Annotated in this window: 16 protein-coding genes and 2 pseudogenes; 7 read left to right on the forward strand and 11 right to left on the reverse strand. The window is 59.5% G+C overall.

Annotation, left to right across the window (positions count from 1 at the left end; all coding sequences use genetic code 11):
• Positions 1–21: 21 nt before the first annotated feature.
• The gene (cobF, locus tag DXZ77_RS01155) at positions 22–792 is read right to left on the reverse strand and encodes a precorrin-6A synthase (deacetylating) (protein ID WP_115032363.1); all 771 of its coding nucleotides are present in this window, start codon (positions 790–792) and stop codon (positions 22–24) included.
• Positions 793–923: 131 nt separating this feature from the next.
• Between cobF and DXZ77_RS01160 the strand changes: the two genes are divergently transcribed.
• Positions 924–2,033 carry a threonine aldolase family protein gene (locus tag DXZ77_RS01160; RefSeq protein ID WP_258553063.1) on the forward strand — a complete coding sequence of 370 codons (1,110 nt, stop codon included), beginning with the start codon at positions 924–926 and terminating at the stop codon, positions 2,031–2,033.
• Between the two features lie 9 nt (positions 2,034–2,042).
• On the opposite strand, the gene DXZ77_RS01165 is transcribed toward DXZ77_RS01160, so the two are convergent.
• Complete coding sequence (locus DXZ77_RS01165) at positions 2,043–2,732, reverse strand: uracil-DNA glycosylase (RefSeq protein ID WP_115029318.1); 690 nt, start codon at positions 2,730–2,732, stop codon at positions 2,043–2,045.
• A 164-nt stretch (positions 2,733–2,896) separates the two neighbouring features.
• Here DXZ77_RS01165 and DXZ77_RS01170 point away from each other — a divergent pair, with 164 nt between their 5' ends.
• Positions 2,897–3,223 (forward strand): DUF3263 domain-containing protein, encoded by a 327-nt coding sequence (locus DXZ77_RS01170; RefSeq protein ID WP_115032365.1) that lies wholly within the window; start codon positions 2,897–2,899, stop codon positions 3,221–3,223.
• A gap of 14 nt (positions 3,224–3,237) precedes the next feature.
• On the opposite strand, the gene DXZ77_RS01175 is transcribed toward DXZ77_RS01170, so the two are convergent.
• Positions 3,238–4,182 (reverse strand): LysR family transcriptional regulator ArgP, encoded by a 945-nt coding sequence (locus DXZ77_RS01175; RefSeq protein ID WP_115029320.1) that lies wholly within the window; start codon positions 4,180–4,182, stop codon positions 3,238–3,240.
• A 69-nt stretch (positions 4,183–4,251) separates the two neighbouring features.
• Between DXZ77_RS01175 and DXZ77_RS01180 the strand changes: the two genes are divergently transcribed.
• Together DXZ77_RS01180 and groL are read left to right on the forward strand one after the other, a co-directional pair.
• Positions 4,252–4,848: a LysE/ArgO family amino acid transporter gene (locus DXZ77_RS01180; protein WP_115032367.1), complete on the forward strand. Its 597-nt coding sequence runs from the start codon at positions 4,252–4,254 to the stop codon at positions 4,846–4,848.
• A 306-nt stretch (positions 4,849–5,154) separates the two neighbouring features.
• Positions 5,155–6,786, forward strand: coding sequence for a chaperonin GroEL (groL, locus tag DXZ77_RS01185; protein ID WP_115029322.1), 1,632 nt, complete (start codon positions 5,155–5,157; stop codon positions 6,784–6,786).
• Between the two features lie 108 nt (positions 6,787–6,894).
• Here the strand turns inward: groL and DXZ77_RS01190 are convergent, their stop codons facing one another.
• The 6 genes and pseudogenes from DXZ77_RS01190 to DXZ77_RS01215 all read right to left on the reverse strand — a co-directional run bounded on the left by DXZ77_RS01190 (position 6,895) and on the right by DXZ77_RS01215 (position 15,638).
• The gene (locus DXZ77_RS01190) at positions 6,895–8,172 is read right to left on the reverse strand and encodes an L-lactate MFS transporter (protein WP_115029324.1); all 1,278 of its coding nucleotides are present in this window, start codon (positions 8,170–8,172) and stop codon (positions 6,895–6,897) included.
• 173 nt (positions 8,173–8,345) lie between these two features.
• Positions 8,346–9,695, reverse strand: a complete 1,350-nt coding sequence (locus tag DXZ77_RS01195; RefSeq protein WP_115029326.1) for a trypsin-like peptidase domain-containing protein — start codon at positions 9,693–9,695, stop codon at positions 8,346–8,348.
• Positions 9,688–11,235 carry a sensor histidine kinase gene (locus tag DXZ77_RS01200; protein ID WP_258553064.1) on the reverse strand — a complete coding sequence of 516 codons (1,548 nt, stop codon included), beginning with the start codon at positions 11,233–11,235 and terminating at the stop codon, positions 9,688–9,690. The genes DXZ77_RS01195 and DXZ77_RS01200 overlap by 8 nt, the downstream gene beginning before the upstream one ends.
• Before the next feature lie 44 nt (positions 11,236–11,279).
• Positions 11,280–11,990, reverse strand: coding sequence for a response regulator transcription factor (locus DXZ77_RS01205; protein ID WP_028327191.1), 711 nt, complete (start codon positions 11,988–11,990; stop codon positions 11,280–11,282).
• Between the two features lie 62 nt (positions 11,991–12,052).
• Positions 12,053–13,780 (reverse strand): alpha/beta fold hydrolase, encoded by a 1,728-nt coding sequence (locus DXZ77_RS01210; protein ID WP_115029329.1) that lies wholly within the window; start codon positions 13,778–13,780, stop codon positions 12,053–12,055.
• A gap of 203 nt (positions 13,781–13,983) precedes the next feature.
• Positions 13,984–15,638 (reverse strand): annotated as a pseudogene (locus tag DXZ77_RS01215) (DNA repair helicase XPB).
• Positions 15,639–15,874: 236 nt separating this feature from the next.
• On the opposite strand from DXZ77_RS01215, the gene DXZ77_RS01220 reads away from it, so the two are divergent.
• A complete protein-coding gene (locus tag DXZ77_RS01220; RefSeq protein WP_115029331.1) occupies positions 15,875–17,887 on the forward strand; it encodes a M13 family metallopeptidase in 2,013 nt (670 codons plus the stop codon).
• A gap of 59 nt (positions 17,888–17,946) precedes the next feature.
• Here the strand turns inward: DXZ77_RS01220 and DXZ77_RS01225 are convergent, their stop codons facing one another.
• Together DXZ77_RS01225 and DXZ77_RS01235 are read right to left on the reverse strand one after the other, a co-directional pair.
• Complete coding sequence (locus DXZ77_RS01225; RefSeq protein ID WP_115029333.1) at positions 17,947–19,461, reverse strand: helicase-associated domain-containing protein; 1,515 nt, start codon at positions 19,459–19,461, stop codon at positions 17,947–17,949.
• Positions 19,462–20,025: 564 nt separating this feature from the next.
• The gene (locus DXZ77_RS01235) at positions 20,026–20,247 is read right to left on the reverse strand and encodes a hypothetical protein (protein ID WP_147279143.1); all 222 of its coding nucleotides are present in this window, start codon (positions 20,245–20,247) and stop codon (positions 20,026–20,028) included.
• A gap of 300 nt (positions 20,248–20,547) precedes the next feature.
• Here DXZ77_RS01235 and DXZ77_RS01240 point away from each other — a divergent pair, with 300 nt between their 5' ends.
• Both DXZ77_RS01240 and DXZ77_RS01245 read left to right on the forward strand, forming a co-directional pair.
• On the forward strand, positions 20,548–21,291 hold the full coding sequence (locus DXZ77_RS01240) for a DUF3027 domain-containing protein (protein ID WP_115029338.1): 744 nt from the start codon (positions 20,548–20,550) through the stop codon (positions 21,289–21,291).
• Between the two features lie 195 nt (positions 21,292–21,486).
• Positions 21,487–22,907, forward strand: a pseudogene (locus tag DXZ77_RS01245) (NCS2 family permease).
• Positions 22,908–23,056 lie beyond the last annotated feature (149 nt).

Consider the following 23,056-nt stretch of genomic DNA (forward strand, 5'->3'; position numbering starts at 1 on the left):
CGTGGGATTTTTCACGCGTTTTTAGAGCAGGGTTCCGCGGCGCAGGAGGTAGGAGTCCATGATCCACCCTTTTTCGTGGCGGGCTTGTGTGCGGGTTGTCACGATTTTTTCTGCGACGTCGTCTAGTGGGCCGTGGATGAGGAGTTCGTCTTCGCTGCCGAGGTAGGCGCCCCAGTACACGTAGATGTTTTGGCCGGTGTATTTTTCGCCAGCGAATCCTGCGTCGAGCATGACGAAGACGTCGTCGCAGTTGGGGGGCCATTCTTGGGCTAGTCGTCGGCCGGTGGTGATGGTGACGCAGCCTGCGACGCGGTTGAGCAGTGTGCCGTGTCGGGCGGTGAGTGCGTGCAGGCTGCTGATACCTGGGATGACGTCGTATTCGATTTCGAGGCCGCGTGCGATGAGGTCGTCGAGGATGCGGAGGGTGCCGTCGTACAGGCTTGGGTCTCCCCATACGAGGAATGCGCCGATGCGCTCTTCGGTGAGTGTTTCTTTGAAGGCTTCGGCGATGCGGTCCATGCGGGCGTCGCGCCACCGTTTCACTTCGGCTGCGTATACCTCGGGAGGCATTTCACCGCGGTGGCGGGGGGCTTCGGGGATGGAGTGGATGCGGTATGAGTTGGGGTCTGCGTAGGTGTCGAGGATTGCTTGTCGTGCGGCGTTGAGGTCGGCTTTTGTTTCTCCTTTGTCGATTTCGAAGAACACATCGGTGTCTCGGATCGCTGTCACCGCTTGCATGGTTACGTATGCGGGGTCGCCTACTCCGACGCCGATGACGTGGATTCGAAACATGTTTGGCTCCTTAGTGGTCTCTTGGGTCGTCACTGTAGTGCTGGGGTGGGGGCGGTTTTGTGTGGGGTGCGGTAAGCATTTGGAGGTTGGTGCTGTGCTCGGGGCAGGGGTTGGGGTGTCACAGTGGGGGTATGACATCGCATTTTCCTTTTGTGCCGAGCGAGTCCGGTAGTGGTCCATATTCGATGAGGAAGCTGCATGATTCGGACAGGCATTTGTTTGGCAGTGACACCTTCGCTGGGATTCATCCTGAGGTGTTGGAGGCGATTGCCTTGGCTAATGGTGGTCATGTGCGCGCGTATGGGGATGATCCGTATACGCGTGCTTTGCAGGATGTGATGAAGCGTCATTTTGGTCCGAGTGCGTTGACGGTGCCGGTATTTAACGGCACTGGTGCGAATGTGGTGGCTTTGGAGCAGATGACGCGCCGGTGGGAGTCGGTTGTGTGTGCGCGGACGGCGCATGTGAATACGGATGAGTGTGGGGCTGCGGAGCGGATGTCGGGTATCAAGCTCATTCCGGTCGATTGTGTAGATGGCAAGTTGACACCGGATGCGATTGATCGGGTTGTCCCGGTGGCGCGGGGTGAACATACGGCGGTGCCTACGTTGGTGACTATTTCGCAGGCGACCGAGCTGGGGACTGTTTATTCGGTGGATGAGTTGCGGGCGTTGGTGGAGTACGCGCATGGGATGGGGATGCGGGTGCATGTGGATGGTTCTCGGATGGCGAATGCGGCGGTCGCGTTGGGTGTTGGGTTGGCTGATTTGACGGTGGAGTTGGGGGTTGATGCTGTTTCGCTTGGTGGCACGAACAGTGGTCTTGTGGGGGTCGAGGCGCTGGTGGTGCTTGATCCGGTGATTTCGCAGAGTGTGAAGTTCACGCGTAAGTTCACGGGGCAGCTCGGGGCAAAGATGCGGTTTATGTCGGCTCAGTTGTTGGCTTTGTACGGCGGGGATTTGTGGGTGCGTAACGCCGTTGCTGCCAATGATGCTGCGTCGCGTTTGGCGCAGGGGCTTGGAGGGATTCCTGGGGTTCGTCTTGTGCATCCGGTGGAGGCGAATACTGTGTTTGCGGTTTTGCCGCGGTTGGTGAATGTGCGGCTACGTCGTCGGTGGGGGTTCAGTGATTGGGACAGGCAGGCTGGTGTGGTGCGGTTGATGACGAGTTGGGACACGTCTGTGGGGCATGTGGATGCGTTTCTTGAGGATTTGACAGCGGCGGTGGCAGCTGGCGAATAGGTGGGGTGTTTAGGTGAGGGACCAGTCGATGGGGTGTGCGCCTTGGTGGGCGAGGAGCTCGTTGGTGCGGGAGAAGGGGCGTGATCCGAAGAATCCGTGTCGTGCCGATAGGGGGGAGGGGTGGGCGCTTTCGACGCGGGGGATGTTGCCTAGGAGGGGCGCGAGGTTGCGTGCGTCGCGTCCCCACAGTATGGCGACTAGTGGTTGTCCGTGTGTGTGAGAGGCGGCGAGGGCACGTATCGCGGTTTCGGTGATGATTTCCCAGCCTTTGCCGCGGTGGCTGGCGGGGGCGCCGGGGCGCACGGTCAGGACGCGGTTGAGGAGCATGACGCCTCGGTCTGCCCAGGGGGTGAGATCGCCGTTGCGTGGGGTGGGGATGTTGAGGTCTTCGCTGAGTTCTTTGTAGATGTTGGTGAGGCTTCTGGGGATGGGATGTACGTCGGGGGCAACGGAGAAGGATAGGCCGATGGCGTGTCCGGGGGTGGGGTAGGGGTCTTGTCCCACGATGAGGACGCGGGTGTCATGCAGTGGTCGTTCGAAGGCGCGGAGGATGTGTTTTCCGGCAGGTAAGTAGGTGTGTCCGGCGGCGAGTTCTTCGCGCAAAAAGGTGCCCATTCGGGTGACTTCGTCTGCGACGGGTGCGAGGGCATTGGCCCAGGTGGGGTGGACGAGCTCGGTGAGAGGTTTTGGTGCGGACACGGTTTCACCCTATCGACGTGTGTGGGGGTGTTTGTGGCTTTGGTTTTGGGGGTGGCTGGTGGGGTGACTTTGTCGGTGGGGGCTGCCAGAGTGAGCGCTCGTGCCGGGGGCCGGGTAGGCCCACGGTTTCGCGAAGGAGGGGATCTTTGGGCATCATGCTGGGCATGGATGAACGTTGCGATGGAACGCGTGATGAAGGGTGTTTTGACGGTGAGGTTGACTCTGTTGTGCCGGTGGTGGAGGGGCTGTCCTCGGCGCAGCGGGAGTTGTTGATATTTGAGCGTCGCTGGTCAGGAGCGGTGGGTTTGGGGGGAAAAGAGCAGGAGATGCGTGCAGTTTTTGGTGTGACGCCGACGCGGTATTACCAGTGGCTGAATGCTGTCGTGGATTTGCCGGCAGCGATGGAGTTTGACCCTGTTTTGGTCAAGCGGTTGCAGCGGATGAGGCAGGGGCGGGCGCGTTCTCGTGCGGTGCGGCGTTTGGTGAGTTGAGCGTGTTGAGGCGGTTATGAGCCGGAGGGGGATAGGGGCGGTAGGCGTCCTTGGCTGCCTGAGAGAGGGGTGGTTGCGGTGAGGGGGATCAGGTGTTGTGCGGCTGTGCGTTCGAGGATGGCGCCGATGCTGTCGAGGATGCCGGAGGTTATGCGGCGTCGTTGCCAGTAGAGTGGGACGTCTTGGTTGTGGGCGGGTAGTTGGATGAGGTGGCCGCGTTCGATGTCGTCGTCAAGCAGGGCTGCGGGCAGGACTCCCCAACCGAGTCCAGCTCGTATGGCGGCAGCGAATCCTTCGGCTGAAGGGATGACGTGAGCGTGGTGGCGGGTGGTGGGGGTGATTCCTTGGCTTTCGATGACGCGTATTTGGAGGCGGTCGTCGGCGTCGTAGCGGATGGATGGTGCTGAGTTCCAGTCGAAGCCGTTTCGTGTGGTGTGGCGTTCAACGATGGTTGGGGTGGCTACGGGGATGTAGCGCATGGCTCCTAGGGGGGTGGTAGAGCAGCCTTGGACGGGGGTGGGGTCGCTGGTGACTGCGCCGAGGGCATCGCCGGTGCGTAGGAGTTCGGAGGTCACTTCTTCGTTGGCGATGGTTAGGTGCAGAAGTATGTCCAGGTGGACGATGTCGTGCATGGCTGGGATGAGCCAGGTGGCGAGGGAGTCGGCGTTGACGGCTAGTGATAGTTCGGTGGGTTTGCCGGTGTCTTCGTGGAGTGTGGCGAGTGCTTCGGCTTCGAGCAGGCGCATTTGGCGGGCGAGGCGGACGAGTACGTGCCCGGCGGGGGTGGCGGTGCATGGGGTGGATCGGATGATGAGGATGTGGCCGACGTCGGATTCCAGGGCTCGGATGCGCTGGCTGACAGCTGAGGGGGTGATGCCGAGTGTGTGTGCGGCGGCGTCAAATGCGCCTTCTTCGAGGATGGCGATGAGTGTGTTGAGTCGGTCCAGGTCGAGCCTCATGAAGTAACTCTAAAGTTTCTGAAGAAAAACTTGTTTTTCTTTATCTCACCTGCTGCATACCTTGGGTTCATGCCGCTTGCTCTTACTGGTTTCTTCACTGGCCTTGCTCTCATCTTGCCTATCGGAGCCCAGAACGCTTTCTTGTTGCGTACTGGACTGACGCGTCGTCACGTCACGCTTGTGACGGTTATTTGCATGGTGTCTGACTCGCTGCTTATTGCTGCGGGAGTGGCTGGGGTTGGTGCTTTGGTGAGCAGTACCCCGGGGTTGGTGACGGTGGTTACCTGGCTGGGGGCCGCATATTTGGTGGCGTTCGGTGTGCGTTCTCTGTTGGCAGCGCGTGCTTCTAGTGGCTTGGTTGCTGCTAATGAGGGCGCTCGGGGGGCGATGGCAATGGTGTGGACCACGATGGCTATCTGCTGGCTCAACCCGCACGCGTACTTGGACATTCTCATGTTGGGCTCTATTGCTAACGCCCATGGGGCCGAGGGTAAGTGGCTGTTCGGGGTAGGTGCGATTGTGGCGAGCGTTTTTTGGTTTGCTGTGTTGGGCTACGGGGCTCAGATGCTGGGGCGCTATGCCCATAATCGGCGCTTGTGGCAGATGATTGACGTTGCTATCGGTGTGCTCATGATTGGGCTGGGTGTGCGCTTGGTGTTGGGGTGAGGGATGAGCGGCGGTGGAGTCGCTAGTTAAGGCTGGCGGCGCGTTTTTTATCGACGTTCACCGTTTGCACTCGCAGGGGTCGAGTGCTAATCATGGAGTTAGCACTCTCATCGTCCGAGTGATAAGAGCTCCGCACAGCGGTGGCTCCCAGAGTCGCCCGACGGTGCAGAGGGGAATGAACGAAGGACCGGCTCGGTGAGGCTCAGGCCCTTCTCTTACGAAACGGCGTCAGAGAAGGTAAGAGTCGTCCGTCGCGGGCGCCGCCCGGTCCACTCAGAACCGCTCGTGTGGGAGGAACCACCGAACATGGCCAAGATCATTTCCTACGACGAAGAAGCGCGCCGCGGACTCGAGCGGGGCATGAACCAGCTCGCTGACGCAGTCAAGGTCACTCTCGGACCTAAGGGCCGCAACGTTGTCCTCGAGAAGAAGTGGGGTGCCCCCACGATCACTAACGATGGTGTATCCATCGCTAAGGAGATCGAACTCGAAGACCCGTACGAGAAGATTGGTGCAGAGCTCGTCAAAGAGGTCGCCAAGAAGACCGACGACGTTGCTGGTGACGGCACCACGACCGCTACTGTCCTCGCTCAGGCTCTCGTGAAGGAAGGCCTGCGCAACGTCGCTGCTGGCGCCAACCCAATGGCCCTCAAGCGCGGTATCGAGAAGGCCACGGCCGCTGTCTCCGAGGAACTGCTCGCGATGGCCAAGGAGATCGAGACCAAGGAGCAGATCGCTGCTACCGCGTCCATCTCCGCAGCTGACGCCCAGATCGGTGAGATGATCGCCGAAGCCATGGACAAGGTCGGCAAAGAAGGCGTCATCACTGTTGAGGAGTCCAACACCTTCGGGCTCGAGCTCGAGCTCACCGAGGGTATGCGCTTCGACAAGGGTTACATCTCCGCCTACTTCGTCACAGACACCGAGCGCATGGAGGCTGTCCTAGAGGACGCTTACGTGCTCATCGTCAACAGCAAGATCGGCTCCATCAAGGACCTCATCCCGGTTCTGGAGAAGGCCAAGGGCGCAGGCAAGCCGCTGCTCATCGTCGCTGAAGACGTCGAGGGTGAAGCACTCGCCACCCTGGTGCTGAACAAGATCCGCGGCATCATCAACGTCGTGGCAGTCAAGGCTCCCGGCTTCGGGGACCGCCGTAAGGCCATGCTCTCCGACATCGCCATTCTCACCGGCGGTCAGGTCATCTCCGAAGAGGTTGGCCTCAAGCTCGAAAACACCGAGCTTGACCAGCTTGGCCGTGCGCGCAAGGTCGTCATCACCAAAGACGAAACCACCATCGTTGAAGGTGGCGGCGACGCAGACCAGATCGCTGGCCGCGTGAAGCAGATCCGCGCTGAGATCGAGAACTCCGACTCTGACTACGACCGCGAGAAGCTGCAGGAGCGTCTTGCCAAGCTCGCCGGTGGCGTGGCTGTCATCAAGGCTGGTGCCGCTACCGAGGTTGAGCTCAAGGAACGCAAGCACCGCATCGAAGACGCTGTGCGTAACGCCAAGGCTGCTGTCGAAGAAGGTATCGTCGCTGGTGGTGGCGTGGCGCTCCTGCAGGCCACCGACGCCGCGTTCGGCAAGCTTTCTTTGGAAGGCGATGAAGCCACGGGTGCGAACATCGTCCGTGTTGCTGCCGAGGCTCCCTTGAAGCAGATCGCTGTCAACGCTGGCCTTGAAGGCGGCGTTGTTGTGGAGAAGGTGCGCAACCTTCCTGCAGGCCAGGGCTTGAATGCCGCTTCCGGTGAGTACGTTGACCTGCTTGCTGAGGGCATCATCGACCCGGCCAAGGTCACCCGTTCCGCACTGTCGAACGCAGCATCCATCGCTGCGCTCTTCCTCACCACAGAGGCAGTCGTGGCCGACAAGCCGGAGAAGGCAGCCCCGGCCGCTGGCGCGCCTGACATGGATGGCATGGGCGGCATGGGCTTCTGATCCCACCAACCCAATCGTGTCGTGAGGTCTTAGCCCCGCGCTAGACCCAAGTGACATGGCTGGGGCCCATACCTTGTAGGTATGGGCCCCAGCCATGTCACGGACACATTAAAAGGTGCTGTTCGCATGCACTTTCGGTGGCTTGGTGAGGAAAGGAATCACCGCACCGACAAGAGCGATCACACCGATGACGGTGTAGCCGAGCATGTAGTTTTTCTCCGCGTCACCACCGATGAGTGCCGAAGAAAGCAACGGGCCACCGACTCCGCCCAAAGACCACGCGACAAGCATGAGCCCGTAAATACTGCCGCTGTGCGTGAGGCCGAAGAACTTACCTGCAGTAGAGGGCATAGCTCCGAAACCACCGCCGTAGCAGGTGTAGATAATGGCAGCCAACACGGCGAAAGCAGCTGCTGAAGTGCCCAGGTGAGGCATCAGAATCAAACAAATTCCCTGCAGCGCGAGAATGCCGACAAAAGCGTTCATCTTGCCCACACGGTCTGACAGCGCAGCCCAAAGAATGCGGCCAGCCCCATTGAAAAGCCCCATGATTCCAACCAGGGCTGCTGCTGCGGCGGCACTGTAACCGGCAATGTTTGCTGCTGCTGCGGCCGCACCTGAAACCAACGTGATTCCTGCAGTGGTCGACAAAGTCAAGATAAGTGTCAGTAGATACCACTGGGGTGTAGAGAGCGCCTCTTTAACGGTGAAATCACGTGCAGTGGAGTTCGTGGTTTCGTTACTTGGAGCAGGCATTCCAGCAGGACGCCATCCGCTGGGAGGGTTAACGAAAGTTAGCGACCCCAAGACACCAAAAATCAGATAAGCAATCCCCAGCGGTAGGAAAGGCGCTGTGGGATGAACCGGATCACTCTCGATGAGCATTTGCGCCACCGGTGAGGTGATAACAGCACCAAAACCGAACCCAGCAACAGCTAAACCAGTGATAAGACCGGCCTTATCAGGGAACCATTTCTGCAGTAGAGCGATAGGGACGATATATGCCATGCCCAGGCCAAGCCCAGAAATGAGACCGTATCCGATCAGAAGGAGCCATAGGTCACCGGGGGTGGTCGCGAATGAGCTGATGATGATCCCAATGGCGTAGAGAACAACGCCCACCACAGCGACGATGCGGGGGCCGCGGGCGTCTTGGATGCGCCCGCCAACGAAGGTGCCGATGAAGATCATTCCGAGCGCCAACTCGAAAGGAAGCGCTGCCTGCACTGCAGACAGGTGCATAGCAGATGGCCCAGCTTGAAGAGCTTTACCGAATGTGCTCCAGGCGTAGATAGCTCCGAGAGCAAGCTGAACGAGAATGCCACCGGCGAGAATGATCCACCGGTTAGAGATGGCGCTCGTGGGTGAAGCGGATGGGGAGGTCATCGGGAAGGGGACTTTCTGTGTGAAAAGAGCTAGTGGTGTGGTGAGTGTCCTTGGTGTTGCTGGTTGTGTCTTTGCGACGGATCGAACCCTACCCGCGGGTGGGTGGCTGCTAAGGCATAGAAAAGGCCGGAAGCCCGCGTTTTAGGGCTTCCGGCCTTTAAATGTGAGGTGTCTTACCCGTTGTCCTCTGTGTCTTGCGGGCGGCTACCGAGAGTGACCTGAACGTCTTGGCGTTGTTTTCCGCGCACGATGGTCAGGGTTACTTGTTCGCCTGCTCGGTGGTCGCGCACTTGTGCGACGAGAGCTTCTTTGCCGTCAATCGGGTCGTTGTTGAGTGCGACGATAGCGTCGCCGCGGCGGATGCCAGCTTCGGCTGCAGGGCTATTAGGTGTGACTTCAGCAACAAGAGCCGCGGCGCGCTGAGCTTCTCCTTCGGGGACGTTTCCGGTCTGGCTGCTGATTCCTACGAAGGCGTGCTGAACGTGGCCGTTTTTGATGAGTTGGGAAGCGATGTTTTTCATGGCATTAACCGGGATGGCGAAGCCGATGCCGATGTTTCCGCCACCTTGTTGAGTTTGAGCGATAGAAGAGTTAATGCCGATGAGCTGGCCGGATGCGTTGACGAGTGCGCCTCCGGAGTTACCAGGGTTGATGGCTGCAGATGTCTGAATGGCGTTGGTGATGACGTCTTCAGAGATAGTGGCCTCAGCGTAGTTAGGTTTGCCGCTGGTAATGAGTGGGCGATCCAGGGCACTGATGATGCCTTCGGTGACGGTGCCGGACAGACCTAGTGGGTTACCGACGGCCATGACTGGCACACCGACTTTGAGTTGGTCAGAATCTCCGAGGGTGATGGGGCGTACGTCGGAGGGGACGTCGACCATTTTGAGGGTTGCTAGGTCGGTGCTGGGGTCCGAGCCGACGACGGTTGCTTTGTGAGTGCGTTTGTCGTTGAGGGTGATGAAAATCTGTCCGCGTCCGTTGACGGCGTCAGCCACGACGTGGTGGTTGGTGACCACGTGGCCCTCTTTGTCCAGGATCACTCCTGAGCCTTGAGCGTTTCCTTGATACGCGTTGACGGTGATGGAAACGACACTGGGGGCGACGGCTTCGGCGGTTGCGGTCCAGTCGGGTGCAGAGCCGGAAGCTTGCTGGATCGGTCCGGGTTGGGCATGGAATTGATCGCTTTGAGCAGGAGGGTTTTTGGTGTTGTCGGCGGTATTGCGTCCGCTGAGGTAAGTGGGGGCTAGTCCTGCCAAGGCGGCGACGAGCACCACGGCGCCGATACTGATGAAGAGGGTTGCGCGGCGCTTTTTAGCTCGGTTGGTGGCGGCGTCATCTTTTTTCTCTGCTGTGTCGTCGCTTTGGTTTGGGTCAGCGCCGGGTGCGTCCCAGTTTTTGGTTGCGCCCATTTTCCACGGCGCTGACGAGGCGTCGGAGCCGTGCCACGTGGTTCCCGGAGCCTGGTTTGGCCCGGTACTGGGCCCTTCCTGACCGGGGGCGTTGGTGGGTTCGTTAGCCATCCGTTCCTCCAGTGTTGTGGCGTCGTGGTGTGAGGAGTCGACGTACAGGGCGTCGAGCCCGTGTGGCAGGTGTTTCAGTTTGTGAGGCTGGGGGCTCTGCCTTTGTGTTGCTATTAGCTGCAGTAGGAAGCTCAAAGACGAAAGTAGCTCCTCCACCAGGGGTTGGTGCTACACCGACGCGTCCTCCATGGGCTTCAATGAGTCCGGCGACGATAGCCAGTCCGAGGCCGTATCCGCCGCTGGGTTTACGGCCTCGGGCAGGGTCATTGCGGTAGAAGCGTTCAAAAACTTTGCTGGCGACTTCGGGTTCGATGCCTGGTCCGTGGTCGCGTACTTCAACGCGAGCTCGTTGTTGATGTATTCCAACGGCTACTTCGATGGGGCTTCCTGCAGGAGTGTGGGAAAGGGCGTTAGCGACGAGGTTGGTGACAACCTGGCGCAGGCGTGCTTCATCTCCAACAACTTCGGTGGGCACGATGTCACCGTCATCGATGGACAGGAGACGGATTTCGCGTTCGCGGTCGCGTGCTCGGGCATCTTGTACGGCGTCAGCAGACAGAACGGTGAGGTCAACGACGCTCATGTTCATGGGGCGGGCGTTGTCGAGTCTGGCGAGGGTGAGCAGATCGTCGACGAGTCCGGCCATACGTGTGGCTTCATTTTCGATGCGGCTCATGGCGGCTGCTGTTTGCTCAGGAGAAGAGGCAGCGCCTTGGCGATAAAGCTCTGCGTAGCCGCGGACTGTTGCAAGGGGAGTGCGCAGTTCGTGAGATGCGTCGGTGACGAAACGTCGCATGCGCTGTTCGCCAGCTTCGCGGATACGGAAGGACTCCTCGATTTGAGCGAGCATCGCGTTGATGGAGCGGGAAAGGCTTTGTACTTCGTCGTGTGCGCGTGTTTCAGGGACGCGGCGTGATAGATCGCCTGCCGCGATTGCGGCGGCGGTGTCTTCGATGGTGCGTAGCGGCCGGAAAGCGCGCCGGAACCCTATCCAGCCGATGAAAACGCAGCCTAAAACGAGCAGCATGCTGACGGTAAAGGATGCTGCGATGGTTTTGTTGATGGCTTGTTCCACACCGGCCAGGGAGGTAGCCACCGCGTAGGTGCCTGAGGCGTTGCTCATTTGTCCAGCAACGACGATCCAGGCAGGGCTGGATGCGTTGGGCGAGGAAAGGATGAACGGTTCGGCGGAGCTGACGCGGGCGTCGCGGGTGGTCAGGCGGGGCATGTCGGGGACGGATTCAGCGTCAATGCCGGAAGGGACCAGGGTCGCTACAGGACGTCCCGCCGTGTTCATAAACGACACGACGTAGGTGCTAGGTACGTCAATGTCGTTTTTGCGATTCATGTATTGGGGGAGCACGCGTTCAGCCACGGGTGCGGCTGCCGTGCGGAGCTCCTCGACGGTGCGGTCTACGAGATAGCGGCGCATGATTGCGCTGGTCGCCAGGCTTGTGAGAGTGAGTGCCACGACGAGGAGTACGACGAGGACGGCGAGGAGCCGCCAGGTGAGCGACTTTTCGTGAAGTCGGCCGGTCACCCGGCCCACGGCCGCGGATGAGATGCGCGGGCGTGGCACCCCGATCATGCTGATTCGGGAGGCAATCGCAGCACGTATCCAACGCCGCGGCGTGTGTGGATCAGGTGCGGTTCCTCCGTGTCGATTTTGCGGCGCAGATAGGAAATGTATGACTCGACGATCCCTGCTTCCCCGCGGAAGTCGTAGTCCCAAACGTGGTCAAGGATTTGCTGTTTGGACAGAACGCGGTTGGGGTTCATGAGGAGGTAACGGAGCAGTTTGAACTCGGTGGGTGAGACGTCTACGACGCGGGTTCCGCGACGTACTTCGTGTGAGTCTTCGTTGAGTTCGAGGTCATGGAAGCGTAGAACGGAGTCGTCACTGATTTCGCCGCGGGTTCGGCGCAGCACAGCGCGGATGCGGGCCACAACTTCTTCAAGGCTGAAAGGTTTGGTGACGTAGTCGTCGCCGCCGACGGTCAGGCCTTTAACTTTGTCTTCGACGCTGTCCATGGCGGTGACGAAAACGATCGGCATTTCGCGGCCACGGTCTCGCAGTTTGGAAGTTACAGCGAAGCCGTCCATGTCAGGAAGCATGACGTCAAGAACGACAAGATCGGGCTGTTCACGTTCGGCAACTTCGATTGCTTCGTTACCATCGGCGGCGGTGAATACCTCGAAGCCCGCGAACTTGAGTGAGGTCGCTAGCAATTCACGAATGCTGGGTTCGTCCTCGACAACGAGTAGGCGGGCTTCGGCGGTCACATCTTCGGTCACTGTTCCAGAATGCGTGTTTTGCCTGGATTTTGCCTGGATTTGTGCCTCGAGGCACCCGAGGATCAGGGAGTAGCGACCTCAAATATTTTGTTTTCCATGGGCAAGGGGGCGCCTTTACACGTGACGTCTTGACGCGGCCAGATTCCTCGCTGCAGCCAGGCAAGAGCGATGTTGTTCACGCACTTGTTGTCAGGTGCAGAGGTGAATGCCCCGTGGTTTCCGTCGTTATCGATGGTGATCATGCGGGTGGCGGAGTGTGCAGCGTGTGCTGCTCGGGCGCCTTCCACGGGAGTAGCCGGGTCAACCTCACCTTGGATCATGAGGATGTTGGCCGAGCCTGAACCATTGATGGTGGGAACCTTCTTGGGAGCCCATGGCCAGTAAGCGCACGGGGCGGCGATGACGCTGAGCATGGAGCCTTGCAGTGGGTATTTCTTCTGCGCGTTGAGGTATTCCTTTTCGAGAGATTCGCGGCGCCGGTCGAAGTTAGTGTCGTTGCAGACAATGGCCGTGCGGACGGTCTGGGTGGAAAGCAGGCTTTCGTTGTCCTCGGGTTCAAAGGTTTGCCCGGAGGGCATCTTCACTGTGCCTTTGCTGCCGCGCAGACTGACATTGAGCTGTTTGAGCGTGGCTCCGATGGAGGAGAGCGATTCGTCGCTGTAAAGCATCTGCATGAGAGTGGCATCGAAGCTGGCAGGAGTAAGGTCGCGGACGCGTCCTTTAGCCACTTCACTGCGGATTTTCTCGTAGTTGTTGCGGACTTCGCTGGCAGTAGTTCCTAGGCCGAAGTCTTTATTGTGCCGAGCGATCCACGGAAGAGCCTGTTTGTCCCAGCGGCGCTGGAAGCCTTGAGGCATCAGCGCGAAAGAGGAACGCCAGTCGCCGGTGAACTTAGCGTTAGCGTCGGTGAGTACGCGTCCAGTGCTGTGCGGGTAGAGCTTGGCCATCCAAGCGCCCATCCAAGAACCACCGGAAGTGCCGAAAAAGTCGATGGTTTTGAAACCGAGGACCTGCCGGACCAGATCCATGTCAGCGACGGTGTTAGCAGTGGTGATGTGGGGGAGCACTTTGGGGTGCTTGCTTGTACACGATTGCGTCCACTGCTTGTAGCTTTGCCACATACGCTCGCGGACGGCTTTGCTGGTGTCGCGCTGGTCTTTGGGGGTGAAGTCGGGCAGGGGGCATTCAACGGGGCTGGATAGTCCGGTGCCGCGGGGGTCTACGCCGATGATGTCGTGGGTGGTGCGCAGGGATTCTTTTGAGTCAGCGATGGCTGAAACGAATTCGCCTGCGGGGGAGCCGGGGCCGCCAGGGTTGACGAATAGTGGGCGGGCGCTGCGGGCTTTGCCGCTGTGTTTGAGGCGAGTGATGTTGAGGTTGATGGAGCCTTTAGAGAAGTCTTGCCAGTCCAAGGGGGTGCTGATTCGAGCGCATTCGATGGGGTAGGGGCTGTTGCCAGTGTCTGCGGCTACCCGTGCTGCGGTGGAGCATGTTTTGGAAGACCAGGCGGGTTTTTGCGCTAGGTACTGTGCTTTAGTCAGGGCTGGAAGGGGTTTTTGCGCTCCGGTGCGTGGAGTGGGTTTCTTGCGCGCAGCCAAGACACTGGCAACAGATTTTTTGACTGTGGGGTCTTTGGTGGCGGCGTGCGCATTTTGGGCTGCCGACCAGGGAGTGAGAGCAACGGGGGTTGCTACCAGGATCGCTGCAGCCATGCGGGCTACTGAGGGTCGTCGTGACTTGCCGCTTTTGTGGCGCTGCGATGGTGGTGTGGTGGTCGGCTGATTGTTCATTGCCCCTCCTGCGCATGTGGGTGCGTAGATGCTGCTATCTACGGTCAGGGGCACCAGAACCGTGGCTAATGCCCTCGGAATAACTGTGCCAGCTTGTTCGCCTACGGGTACTGCTCGGGTTGTGCACGAGAGCGTCTCTCCGGGGCGCTGCCGAAATTGCAGCCTCGCTTAAAAGGATTCTCCTGCAAGTGTAGTGATGGTTTTTAGTGCGTGGCGCCGTTTTCTGTCTCAAGGTCGTCAGCATCGATGATTGCGTATGCATACCCTTGTTCGGCGAGGAACCTTTGCCGGTGAGCTGCGAATTCGGCGTCGATAGTGTCGCGGGCAACGATGGTGTAGAAGCGCGCGCTGCGGCCATCGTTTTTCGGCCGGGTTAGGCGGCCTAAGCGTTGGGCTTCTTCTTGTCTAGAGCCAAAAGTGCCGCTGACTTGGATAGCAATACTGGCTTCAGGAAGGTCGACGGAGAAGTTGGCCACTTTGCTTACAACGAGCAGGTTTAATTCGCCAGTGCGGAATTGGTGAAAAAGTTTTTCACGTTGTTTGACGGGTGTTTGTCCGGTGATCAGCGGAGCGTTGAGTTCGGCTGCGAGTGTTTCGAGCTGTTCGAGGTATTGGCCGATGACAAGGGTGGGCTCTTCGGGGCGCTTGATAAGCAGTTTTGCCACAACGGTGTCTTTGACGCTGTGGCAGGAAGCGAAACGGTAGCGCTTCTGAGGGTCGGTGGTGGCATAGGTGACCCGGTCGCTGTCAGGCAGTGACACGCGTACCTCGGTGCAGTGGGCAGGGGCGATGTAGCCCTGGGATTCAATGTCTTTCCATGGGGCGTCAAAACGTTTGGGGCCGATGAGGCTGAACACATCTGATTCGCGTCCGTCTTCGCGTACAAGCGTTGCGGTCAGGCCCATCCGGCGTCGTGCTTGCAGATCAGCGGTCATCCGGAAGATGGGGGCAGGTAAGAGATGGACTTCGTCGTAAATGATGAGTCCCCAGTCGCGGGCGTTGAGCAGATCCAGGTGGGTGTAGGTGCCTTTTCGTTTGTGCGTGAGGACTTGGTAGGTGGCGATGGTTACCGGACGGATTTCTTTGACTGTGCCGGAGTACTCACCGATTTCGTCCTCGGTCAGGGTGGTGCGGCGTAGCAGCTCGTTGCGCCATTGGCGGGCAGCGACGGTATTAGTGACAAGGATGAGAGTAATGGTGCTTGCGGCAGCCATAGCGCCAGCACCAACAAGGGTTTTGCCTGCCCCGCAAGGAAGAACGACTACTCCTGATCCACTGGCCATGAAGCTGTCGACGGCGTGTTGTTGGTAGGGGCGTAGTTGCCAGTCAGTATCAGATAGGTCGATGGGGTGGGATTTTCCATCGACGTATCCGGCTCGGTCTTCGGCGGGCCACCCGACTTTGAGAAGTTCTTGTTTGAGGTGCCCTCGTTCGCTGTTGTGGACGATGACGTGTTTGTCGTCGAGGCGCTCGCCGAGGAGGGGGGCGATTTTTTGTGCCGGGTTACTTCTGTAAATACAGCCAGGTCGGTGGCTTCAAGGACGAGGCGCTCGCTGTCTTTGATGAGACGAAGGCGCCCGTATCTGTCCATGGTGTCGGCAATATCGACTAGGAGCGAGTGAGGCACGGGGTAACGGGAGTGCTCGACGAGAGCATGTACAACGGTTTCGGCGTCGTATCCGGCTGAGCGGGCATTCCACAGCCCTAAGGGCGTGATGCGGTAGGTGTGGATATGTTCGGGAGAGCGTTCGAGTTCGGCGAATGGCGCGATCGCGGCTCGTGCCGCGACTGCGTCGGGGTGGTTGACCTCTAGGAGGAGTGTCTTGTCGCTCTGAACGATAAGTGCGCCGTTTGTCATGGTGGTAGTGACAACGTTGGTGGCGGTGTTTTGCTTCCCGCAAGGTGCGTGGGGTGAGGAATCTATGGGGAGTGTTGAACGTATGTGTTCACAAAGGCCCTGTTAGCTTCGGCGTTTCAGTACGGTGAGAAAGCGGTAAGGGCCGGATTGGGCGGTCTGTGAACCTCTGAGAGGTTCCGAAGGCCGCGCGACCAAAGAGTGTGCGGTCGAGGCACCGCCGATGAGGAGATAAACGCATGTCTATTGATCAGTTGCACTCGGGTGTGGATGTGGATGCTTTTGACCGCAGCGTCCGTCCTCAAGATGATCTGTTTGGGTTCGTTAATGGTGGGTGGGCTGCGCGCACAGAGATTCCTGCTGACCGTGGTCGGTTTGGGACGTTTGATGTGTTGCGCGATACCGCGCAGGAGCACATGCGCGAGATTGTTGACCGGGCCGCTGAGGTTGCGGCCGAAGGGGGCCGGGGTGATGAGCTGGCCAGCGTTCGTTCTCAGGTGGGGGCGCTGTATGCGTCTTTCATGGATGTTGAGCAGGTAGAGGCGGCGGGGGTTTCACCGCTGGTTGATGTTGTGTTGGGGGTTATTGAGGCTGCTGATGCTCAGCAGTTGTGGGGGCGTCTGGGAGCTTTGCAGCGTGAAGGTGTGGCTGGGGCGGTGGCGGTGTTTGTTGACACCGATCGGCGATCTTCTGACTCGTATGTGACGAATATGTATCAGTCAGGGTTGGGGCTTCCGGACGAGGCCTACTACCGGGATGAGGATCACGCTGAGGTGCGTGAACAGTACGTGAAACATATTGAGCGCACGTTTGCTTTGCTGGCGGAGCATGCTCCTGAGCTGGTGGCTCCGTTAGGTGCTGCAGATGAGATTGCGCGTGCTGTGATGGCGCACGAAACAGTGCTGGCTTCGTATCACTGGGACCGGGTGGCAGCGCGGGATGCTGTTGCCACTTATAACAAGGTTTCTTTTGATGGGCTGATGGAGTTGGCGCCAGCGGTTCCGTGGCGTGCGTGGCTTGATGGTGCTGGCGCACCTGAGGGCGGGCCAGCTGAATTCGTGGTGGCGATGCCCTCGTATGTGCAGGGGTTGTCTGAGTTGGTTCAGTCAGCTGAACTGCTTGAGTGGAAGCGGTGGGCAGTGTGGTTGGTGTTGCGTTCGTGGTCTTCCTATTTGCCGGGCGCTTTCGATCAGGAACATTTTGACTTCTATGGTCGGGTGTTGACTGGTACGACGGTGCAGCGGGATCGGTGGCGCCGTGGTGTCGCCTTGGTGGATGGGTTGATTGGTGAAGCCGCGGGACGTTTGTATGTTGCCGAGCGGTTCAAGCCTGAATCGAAGGCGCGTGTTCAGGAACTAGTGTCGAATCTAATTGAGGCGTATCGGCGTGATATTTCGGATTTGGATTGGATGAGTGAAGCAACCAAAGCGCGAGCTTTGGAGAAGCTTTCGTTGTTTACTCCGAAAATCGGTTATCCGGATTCGTGGCGTGATTACTCAGGGTTGCGAGTAGAGGCTGATGACCTGATTGGAAACGTGCGCCGCGCTATGGCGTTTGAAACGGATCGTGAATGGCGCAAACTTGGTGGCCCAGTGGATCGCGGTGAGTGGTTCATGACTCCACAGACGGTGAATGCGTATTACAACCCGGGAATGAATGAGATTGTTTTCCCGGCAGCTATTTTGCAGCCGCCTTTCTTTGACCCTGAAGCAGATGATGCAGTGAATTATGGCGCTATTGGTTCGGTTATTGGTCATGAAATTGGACATGGATTTGATGATCAAGGGTCAAAATATGATGGTCGAGGCAATTTAGAAGATTGGTGGACCGAAGAAGACCGTGAGCGTTTTGATGAGCGCGCAACGGCATTGATTGCGCAGTATGAGGGTTTGAGGACGCGTGATCTTCCCGAAGAGAAAGTTAATGGTGCTCTGACGGTTGGTGAGAATATTGGAGATCTTGGTGGAGTGACGATTTCTTACCTGGCGTATTTGATTTCTTTGGATGGAGCGGAGCCAGCTTTGCTGGACGGTTTGACTGGCCAGCAGCGATTCTTCGTGGGCTGGGCGCAGGCTTGGCGGGGTAAGTCTCGTCCGCAGGAGGCGCGTCGTTTGTTGAAGATTGATCCGCACTCACCGGTAGATTTGCGGGCCAACATTGTGCGTAACTTGACAGAGTTCCATGAAGCGTTCGAGGTCGCGCCAGGTGATGGATTGTGGCTCGCGCCCAGTGAACGGGTGCGTATTTGGTGAGCTGTTGCCGGTGATGGCCGTCTTCGCCCAGTTCGGGTGAGGGCGGCCATCGCCGCTGTTTAGGGGCTGGTGGGGGCAGGGGTAGCGCCGATGAGTCGGTGGATGGAGAAGGTGCGTACAGCGTCGGTTCCTTCGACGATGCCGTGTACGCGTCCGGCTTCGATAAAGGTGGGGCGTAGGAGGAGTCTGGTGGTGGATCCGTCGGGCCCTGCCAGGGAAATCCACACGTTGTGGCGTGCAGTGATTGCTTCGCGGAGGGTGTCCAGGGTGATGGTGGGGTCGCTGGCTTCGATGGCGGGGTCGTCGTTGTTGGTGAGTGCGGCGTCTCCTGCACGCATGGCCTGGATGAGGTGAGCGGCATCGTCGTGACTTACCGGTGGTGGGGCGGTGAGGATGGGGGTGGGGGTGTGCTGGTCGGTGGCGCGGGTTGCGTTGAGGCTGTGGGGGGTGTGGTTGCCGCTGAGGGATTCGGCTAGTGGGCTGTGTCCGGCTTTGCGTAGGGCGGTCAGGGTGGTGTTGCGGTCGTAGTGGGTGATAACAACGGTGGGTGCTAGTCGGCGTAGAGCGAGGTGTGTTAGGCGGGGGTCGTGTTCGATGGCGTCAAGGCAGGTAGTGTCGTCGCTGGTCAGGTAGGTGCTGGTTTCGCCGACGCGGACACGGCCGTGGCGGCGGGCGACGTCGCGAATGAGGTATTCGAGAGGTTGGGGGATACCGGTGGGGCAGTGGCGTTTGAGGGTGGTAATGAGGTCGTCGGCGGAGGCTGCGGTGTCGAGGTAGCGGCGGATGCTTTCGGGGGTGAATCGGAAAACGCTTGCTCCTCCACGGGATTCGAGGTCAGCGATGAGGCGGAGTAAGTCGGCGGTGTGGCCTTCGAGACGGCCGGGGACGACTGCGGTTAGGTCGCTTTGAAAGAGGATGTCTTTTGCCGGTGGTGGCAGGTGAGTGTCGAGGGTTGCAAGGGCATGCAGGGCTGTGCTGTGTGGGTCGCTGTCGGTGCTGAGTGGGGTGTCTGGGTCGATGAGGTCGGTGGTGCTCAGGCCGTTGTTCCAGGCGATCCAGAGTGCGTGTCCGGTGGGGGTGAGCGCACCGTTGGTGATGATGCCTAGGTGGGTGCCTTCGTGGAGGGTGACGTGGGTTGCCTCGGTGAGGATGTTGGGGTCGCGGCGGGGGTGCTGGGGGGTCAGCGAAGTGGCTAGTGAGGTGGGGGTGGTGCCGTGTCCGGTGGGTAGGCAGGCCAGAGCGTGTAGGACGCTGTGGCGGGTGGTGCGGTAGGTGGTGGAAGTGTTTTCTGGGCCCAGGGGGGTGGTGGCGGTGGTGGTGCGGTCGGTGTCGAACCAGGCTAGGGCCAGGCGGGCCCATCGGGTGGCGGCGCTGGTGTGGCGCCATGCGTCATAGGTGAGGGTGGGGGCGTAGTAGGTGTCGGTGTCAGCGTGGCGGGCTGGTGGGTCGAAGGTGCCGATGAGTCCAGCGCCGTAGGCGATTTCGAGGTAGAGGGTGGTGGTGTTGGTGTCGGTGTCGAGTTCGGCGGCGATGCGGCGTAGGTCGCGCACACCTAGGGAGCCGTTGCGGAGCATCCGGGGTGGGGTGGTTGCGAGGATGTGGCCGAGTTCGTCGATGCGTTCGAGGCAGGTGGTGATGGCTGCCAGGGTTGCTTCGGGTGTGTGTGGGGGTAGGGGGGTGGTGGTTGGGGGTGTGGGGTCGAGGGTGTTTGGGGGTAGGAGGTTGCCGTTGCGTAGGGCGAGTGCGACGGTGCGGGGCAGGATGATGCGGGTGGGGGTTGGGCGTTGCAGGAGTCCGAGGGTAGTGAGGTGTTCGGCGATGTCGGTGATGCGTCCTGTGGTCGGGATGTCGCCGATGGGGGGTCCCCAGGTGAGGGTGTCGAGGATGGTGCGTTGGTGGGGGGTGAGTGTGTTGAGGTGGTCAGCGATTTCGTCGGGCTGGGGGGTGTTTTCGTCTGCTGGTGCGAGTCCGGCGATGTAGGGCCCTAGGGCGGTGGTGACGCCTGCAGGTACGTGGTAGGTGGTTTTTTCTTTCCAGAGCAGGGCGAGGTCGCGCAGGGTTTCGGCGCTACGGCGTAGTGCGGTGGGGGGTGATGTTGAGCAGTGTTGCAGCCTGGGGGACGTTGCCGTTGCTGATGGCTAGGGCTTGCAGGACGTGGAGTTCGCGGGGGCGAGGTTGTCCAAGGCGCGAGCGGCGCTGGGGGTGGAGGTGGCTCGGGCGGCGAGGGTGCGTAGGTCGGGGATGGTTGGTCGGGCGAGGTCGGGGCGTTGTTGCAGGAGGGTGATGAGGGCGTCGTCGCTGCGGGCGCGTAGATCCTCAGCGAGTGAGCGAATTTTTCGGCTCGATGGGCGTGCGGCCATGTTTTCCATGGTAGTCCTCGCTGAGGTGGGGGTTGGGTTCTTGGATGGTGTTGTTGGGCTGGGGTGGGGCGTTGGGCGATGGCACCAGCTACGCTGGTTTGATGACGGGCTGGTGTCAGGCTGCACCCCTGTAGTGGTGATCCGTGTGGGATACGGGTTCTGCCAGGTGTGATTGCGCCGGTCGGCTCGGCACAGATGACGTTTCGGATGTGAGGTCGAGGCTATGCACAGTTCCCAAGGCCGGGGGTTTCGGCTTGGCGGTGTTTGTGTGTGCTGCGGCGATCTTTGTGGAGGTGTGTGATGCCCGCTGTTAAGAAGGACACCACGTTGAGTTCACCGCGTGCGGTTGAGGTTGCGCGGGGGGTTGCTGCTGAGTTGGCCGAGCCGGGCACGGTGGGTGATTTGGTGGAGTCAGTGACTGAAGCTGACCGGTTGGTGACGCACAAGTTTGAGTGCATGGCGAAGGCTTACCGGGGGTGGCGTTGGTCGGTGACGTTGGGGCGTGCGCCGCGTTCTCGCAAGGTGACGGTGTGTGAGGTCGGTTTGGTGCCGGGGGCCGATGCGGTGCTGTCTAAAGAGTGGGTGCCGTATGCGGATCGGTTGCAGCCGGGGGATTTGCGCCCTGGTGATGTGTTGCCCTACCGGGAAGATGATGCTCTGGTGCAGCCGGGGTTTGAGGCAACTGGTGATGAGGATGTTGATCGGGTTGCTTTGTGGGAGTTGGGTCTTGGGCGTCCGCGGGTGTTGTCTGCGGAGGGTCGTGAGGCTGCTGCGACTCGATGGTACGAGGGAGAGTGCGGGCCGCGTTCTGAGATGGCTCGAGCTGCGAAGGCTCCGTGCAGTACGTGTGGTTTCTTCTTGCCAGTGACGGGTGCGCTGCGCAGTGTGTTTGGTGTGTGTGCTTCGCCGTGGTCGCCTTCGGATGGTCGAGTGGTGAGCTTGGATCATGGCTGTGGTGCGCACAGTGAGACCGATGCTGCGCCTACTCAGGCGGCATTGGCTTCTGAGCCGGTTGTCGACGATTTAGCTATCGAGGCGGTGTAATTTACCAGCAGGGTTGCGGGCGTGGCTGCGCCTGGTTAATTCGGCGAGATTCGTTGGCTAATAGGGCGGTGCTCTGGTCATTCTCAGGCGTGGTGAGTGGTAGGTCACAGGTAACGTTAAGGTTTCCTTCATGCCTGATGCCCCTGCTTCTGCTGCGTCCGTTGAGAGCCGTGGCGTGATCGATCGTTTTTCCATATTTCTGAGCGTGGATCGACTGTTGGCCGCGAGGTGCGCGGTGGTCTTGCGACGTTCTTCACGATGGCCTACATCGTGGTTCTCAACCCGTTGATTCTTGGCCTGGTTCCTGATGGAACGGGACAGTTTTTGGGTGGGGGAGCAAACCCTGACCTGGCAAAAATCGCTGCAGCCACCGCGTTGGTGGCTGGTGTAATGACTATCGCGATGGGAGTGATCGCTAACTTCCCGTTCGCTATTGCTGCCGGCTTGAGCCTGAACGCGTTTGTGGCGTTTTCGATTGCGGGGATGCCGGGGATGACCTGGGCCGATGCGATGGGGCTGGTGGTAATTGAAGGAATTGTCATCCTTGTGCTGGTGCTGACTGGGTTCCGGCAAGCGGTGTTCCACGCGATCCCGGCGCAGTTGAAGACGGCGTTGAGTGTCGGTATTGGCCTCTTCGTCACTTTTGTTGGTTTGTATGACGCTGGGATTGTGCGTGAGGCCGAGGGCACGCCGGTGCAGCTTGGTCCGGGTGGTTTCTTAGCAGGATGGCCAAGCCTTGTGTTCGTGGTTGGGTTGCTGGCCATCGTGACGATGCTGGTTCGTCAGGTTAAGGGCGCGATTCTGTACGGAATTGTTGGTGCAACAGGGCTGGCCATTCTTGTTGAGGCGTTGTGCAACATTGGTGGTCAGAAAGATGCTGCTGGCAAATTGGTAAACCCCACCGGTTGGGGCTTGAACATTCCACGTTTGCCGAATTCACCGATCGTTACCCCTGATCTTGGGCTGCTTGGTCACTTCAACCTGCTCGGTTCTGCAGAGCGGGTGGGGGCACTGACGGCGTTGCTTCTCGTGTTCACGCTGGTGCTGGCCGACTTTTTCGACACGATGGGGACGATGGTTGCCATCGGCGCTGAGGCTGACCTTCTTGATGAGGAAGGAACGCCGGTGAACGCCTCCCGCATTCTTGTGGTTGATGCCAGCGCTGCGATTGTTGGTGGTGCTGCAGGGACAAGCTCGAATACAGGATTTATCGAGTCGACCTCGGGTGTGGCGGAAGGAGCTCGTACTGGGCTGGCTTCGGTGGTGACGGGGTTTTGTTCCTGGTAGCTATGTTCCTGACCCCGTTGGTTGAGGTTGTTCCTTACGAGGCGGCCACACCTGCTCTTGTTGTGGTTGGTTTCTTGATGATGCAGCAGGTCAGCAGCATTGACTGGCGTGACCTAGAGATCGCGATTCCCGCATTTTTGACGATGGTGATGATGCCGTTTACGTACTCGATCACGGCTGGTATCGGTTCGGGGTTTGTTGCGTTCGTTGCGATCAAGGTAGCCAAGGGCAAATTCCGGGAGATTCACGCGTTGATGTGGGTTGTGACTGTGATGTTCCTTATCTACTTCACGATGGACCCAATCCGTCACTGGCTGGTAGGTGCGTGACACATAGATCAATGAGCAAAGGGGCCTTGCGCTTGCATCAAGATGCGGCGCAGGCCCCTTTGCTTGTCGCTGACATACCGGTCAGGGTCCGGGGTGATTAGTCTTGGGTTTCCCCTCATGGAAAGGATGCGTCGATGACTCCCCGGGTA

This window comes from Dermatophilus congolensis (assembly GCF_900447215.1).
Lineage (GTDB): Bacteria > Actinomycetota > Actinomycetes > Actinomycetales > Dermatophilaceae > Dermatophilus > Dermatophilus congolensis_A.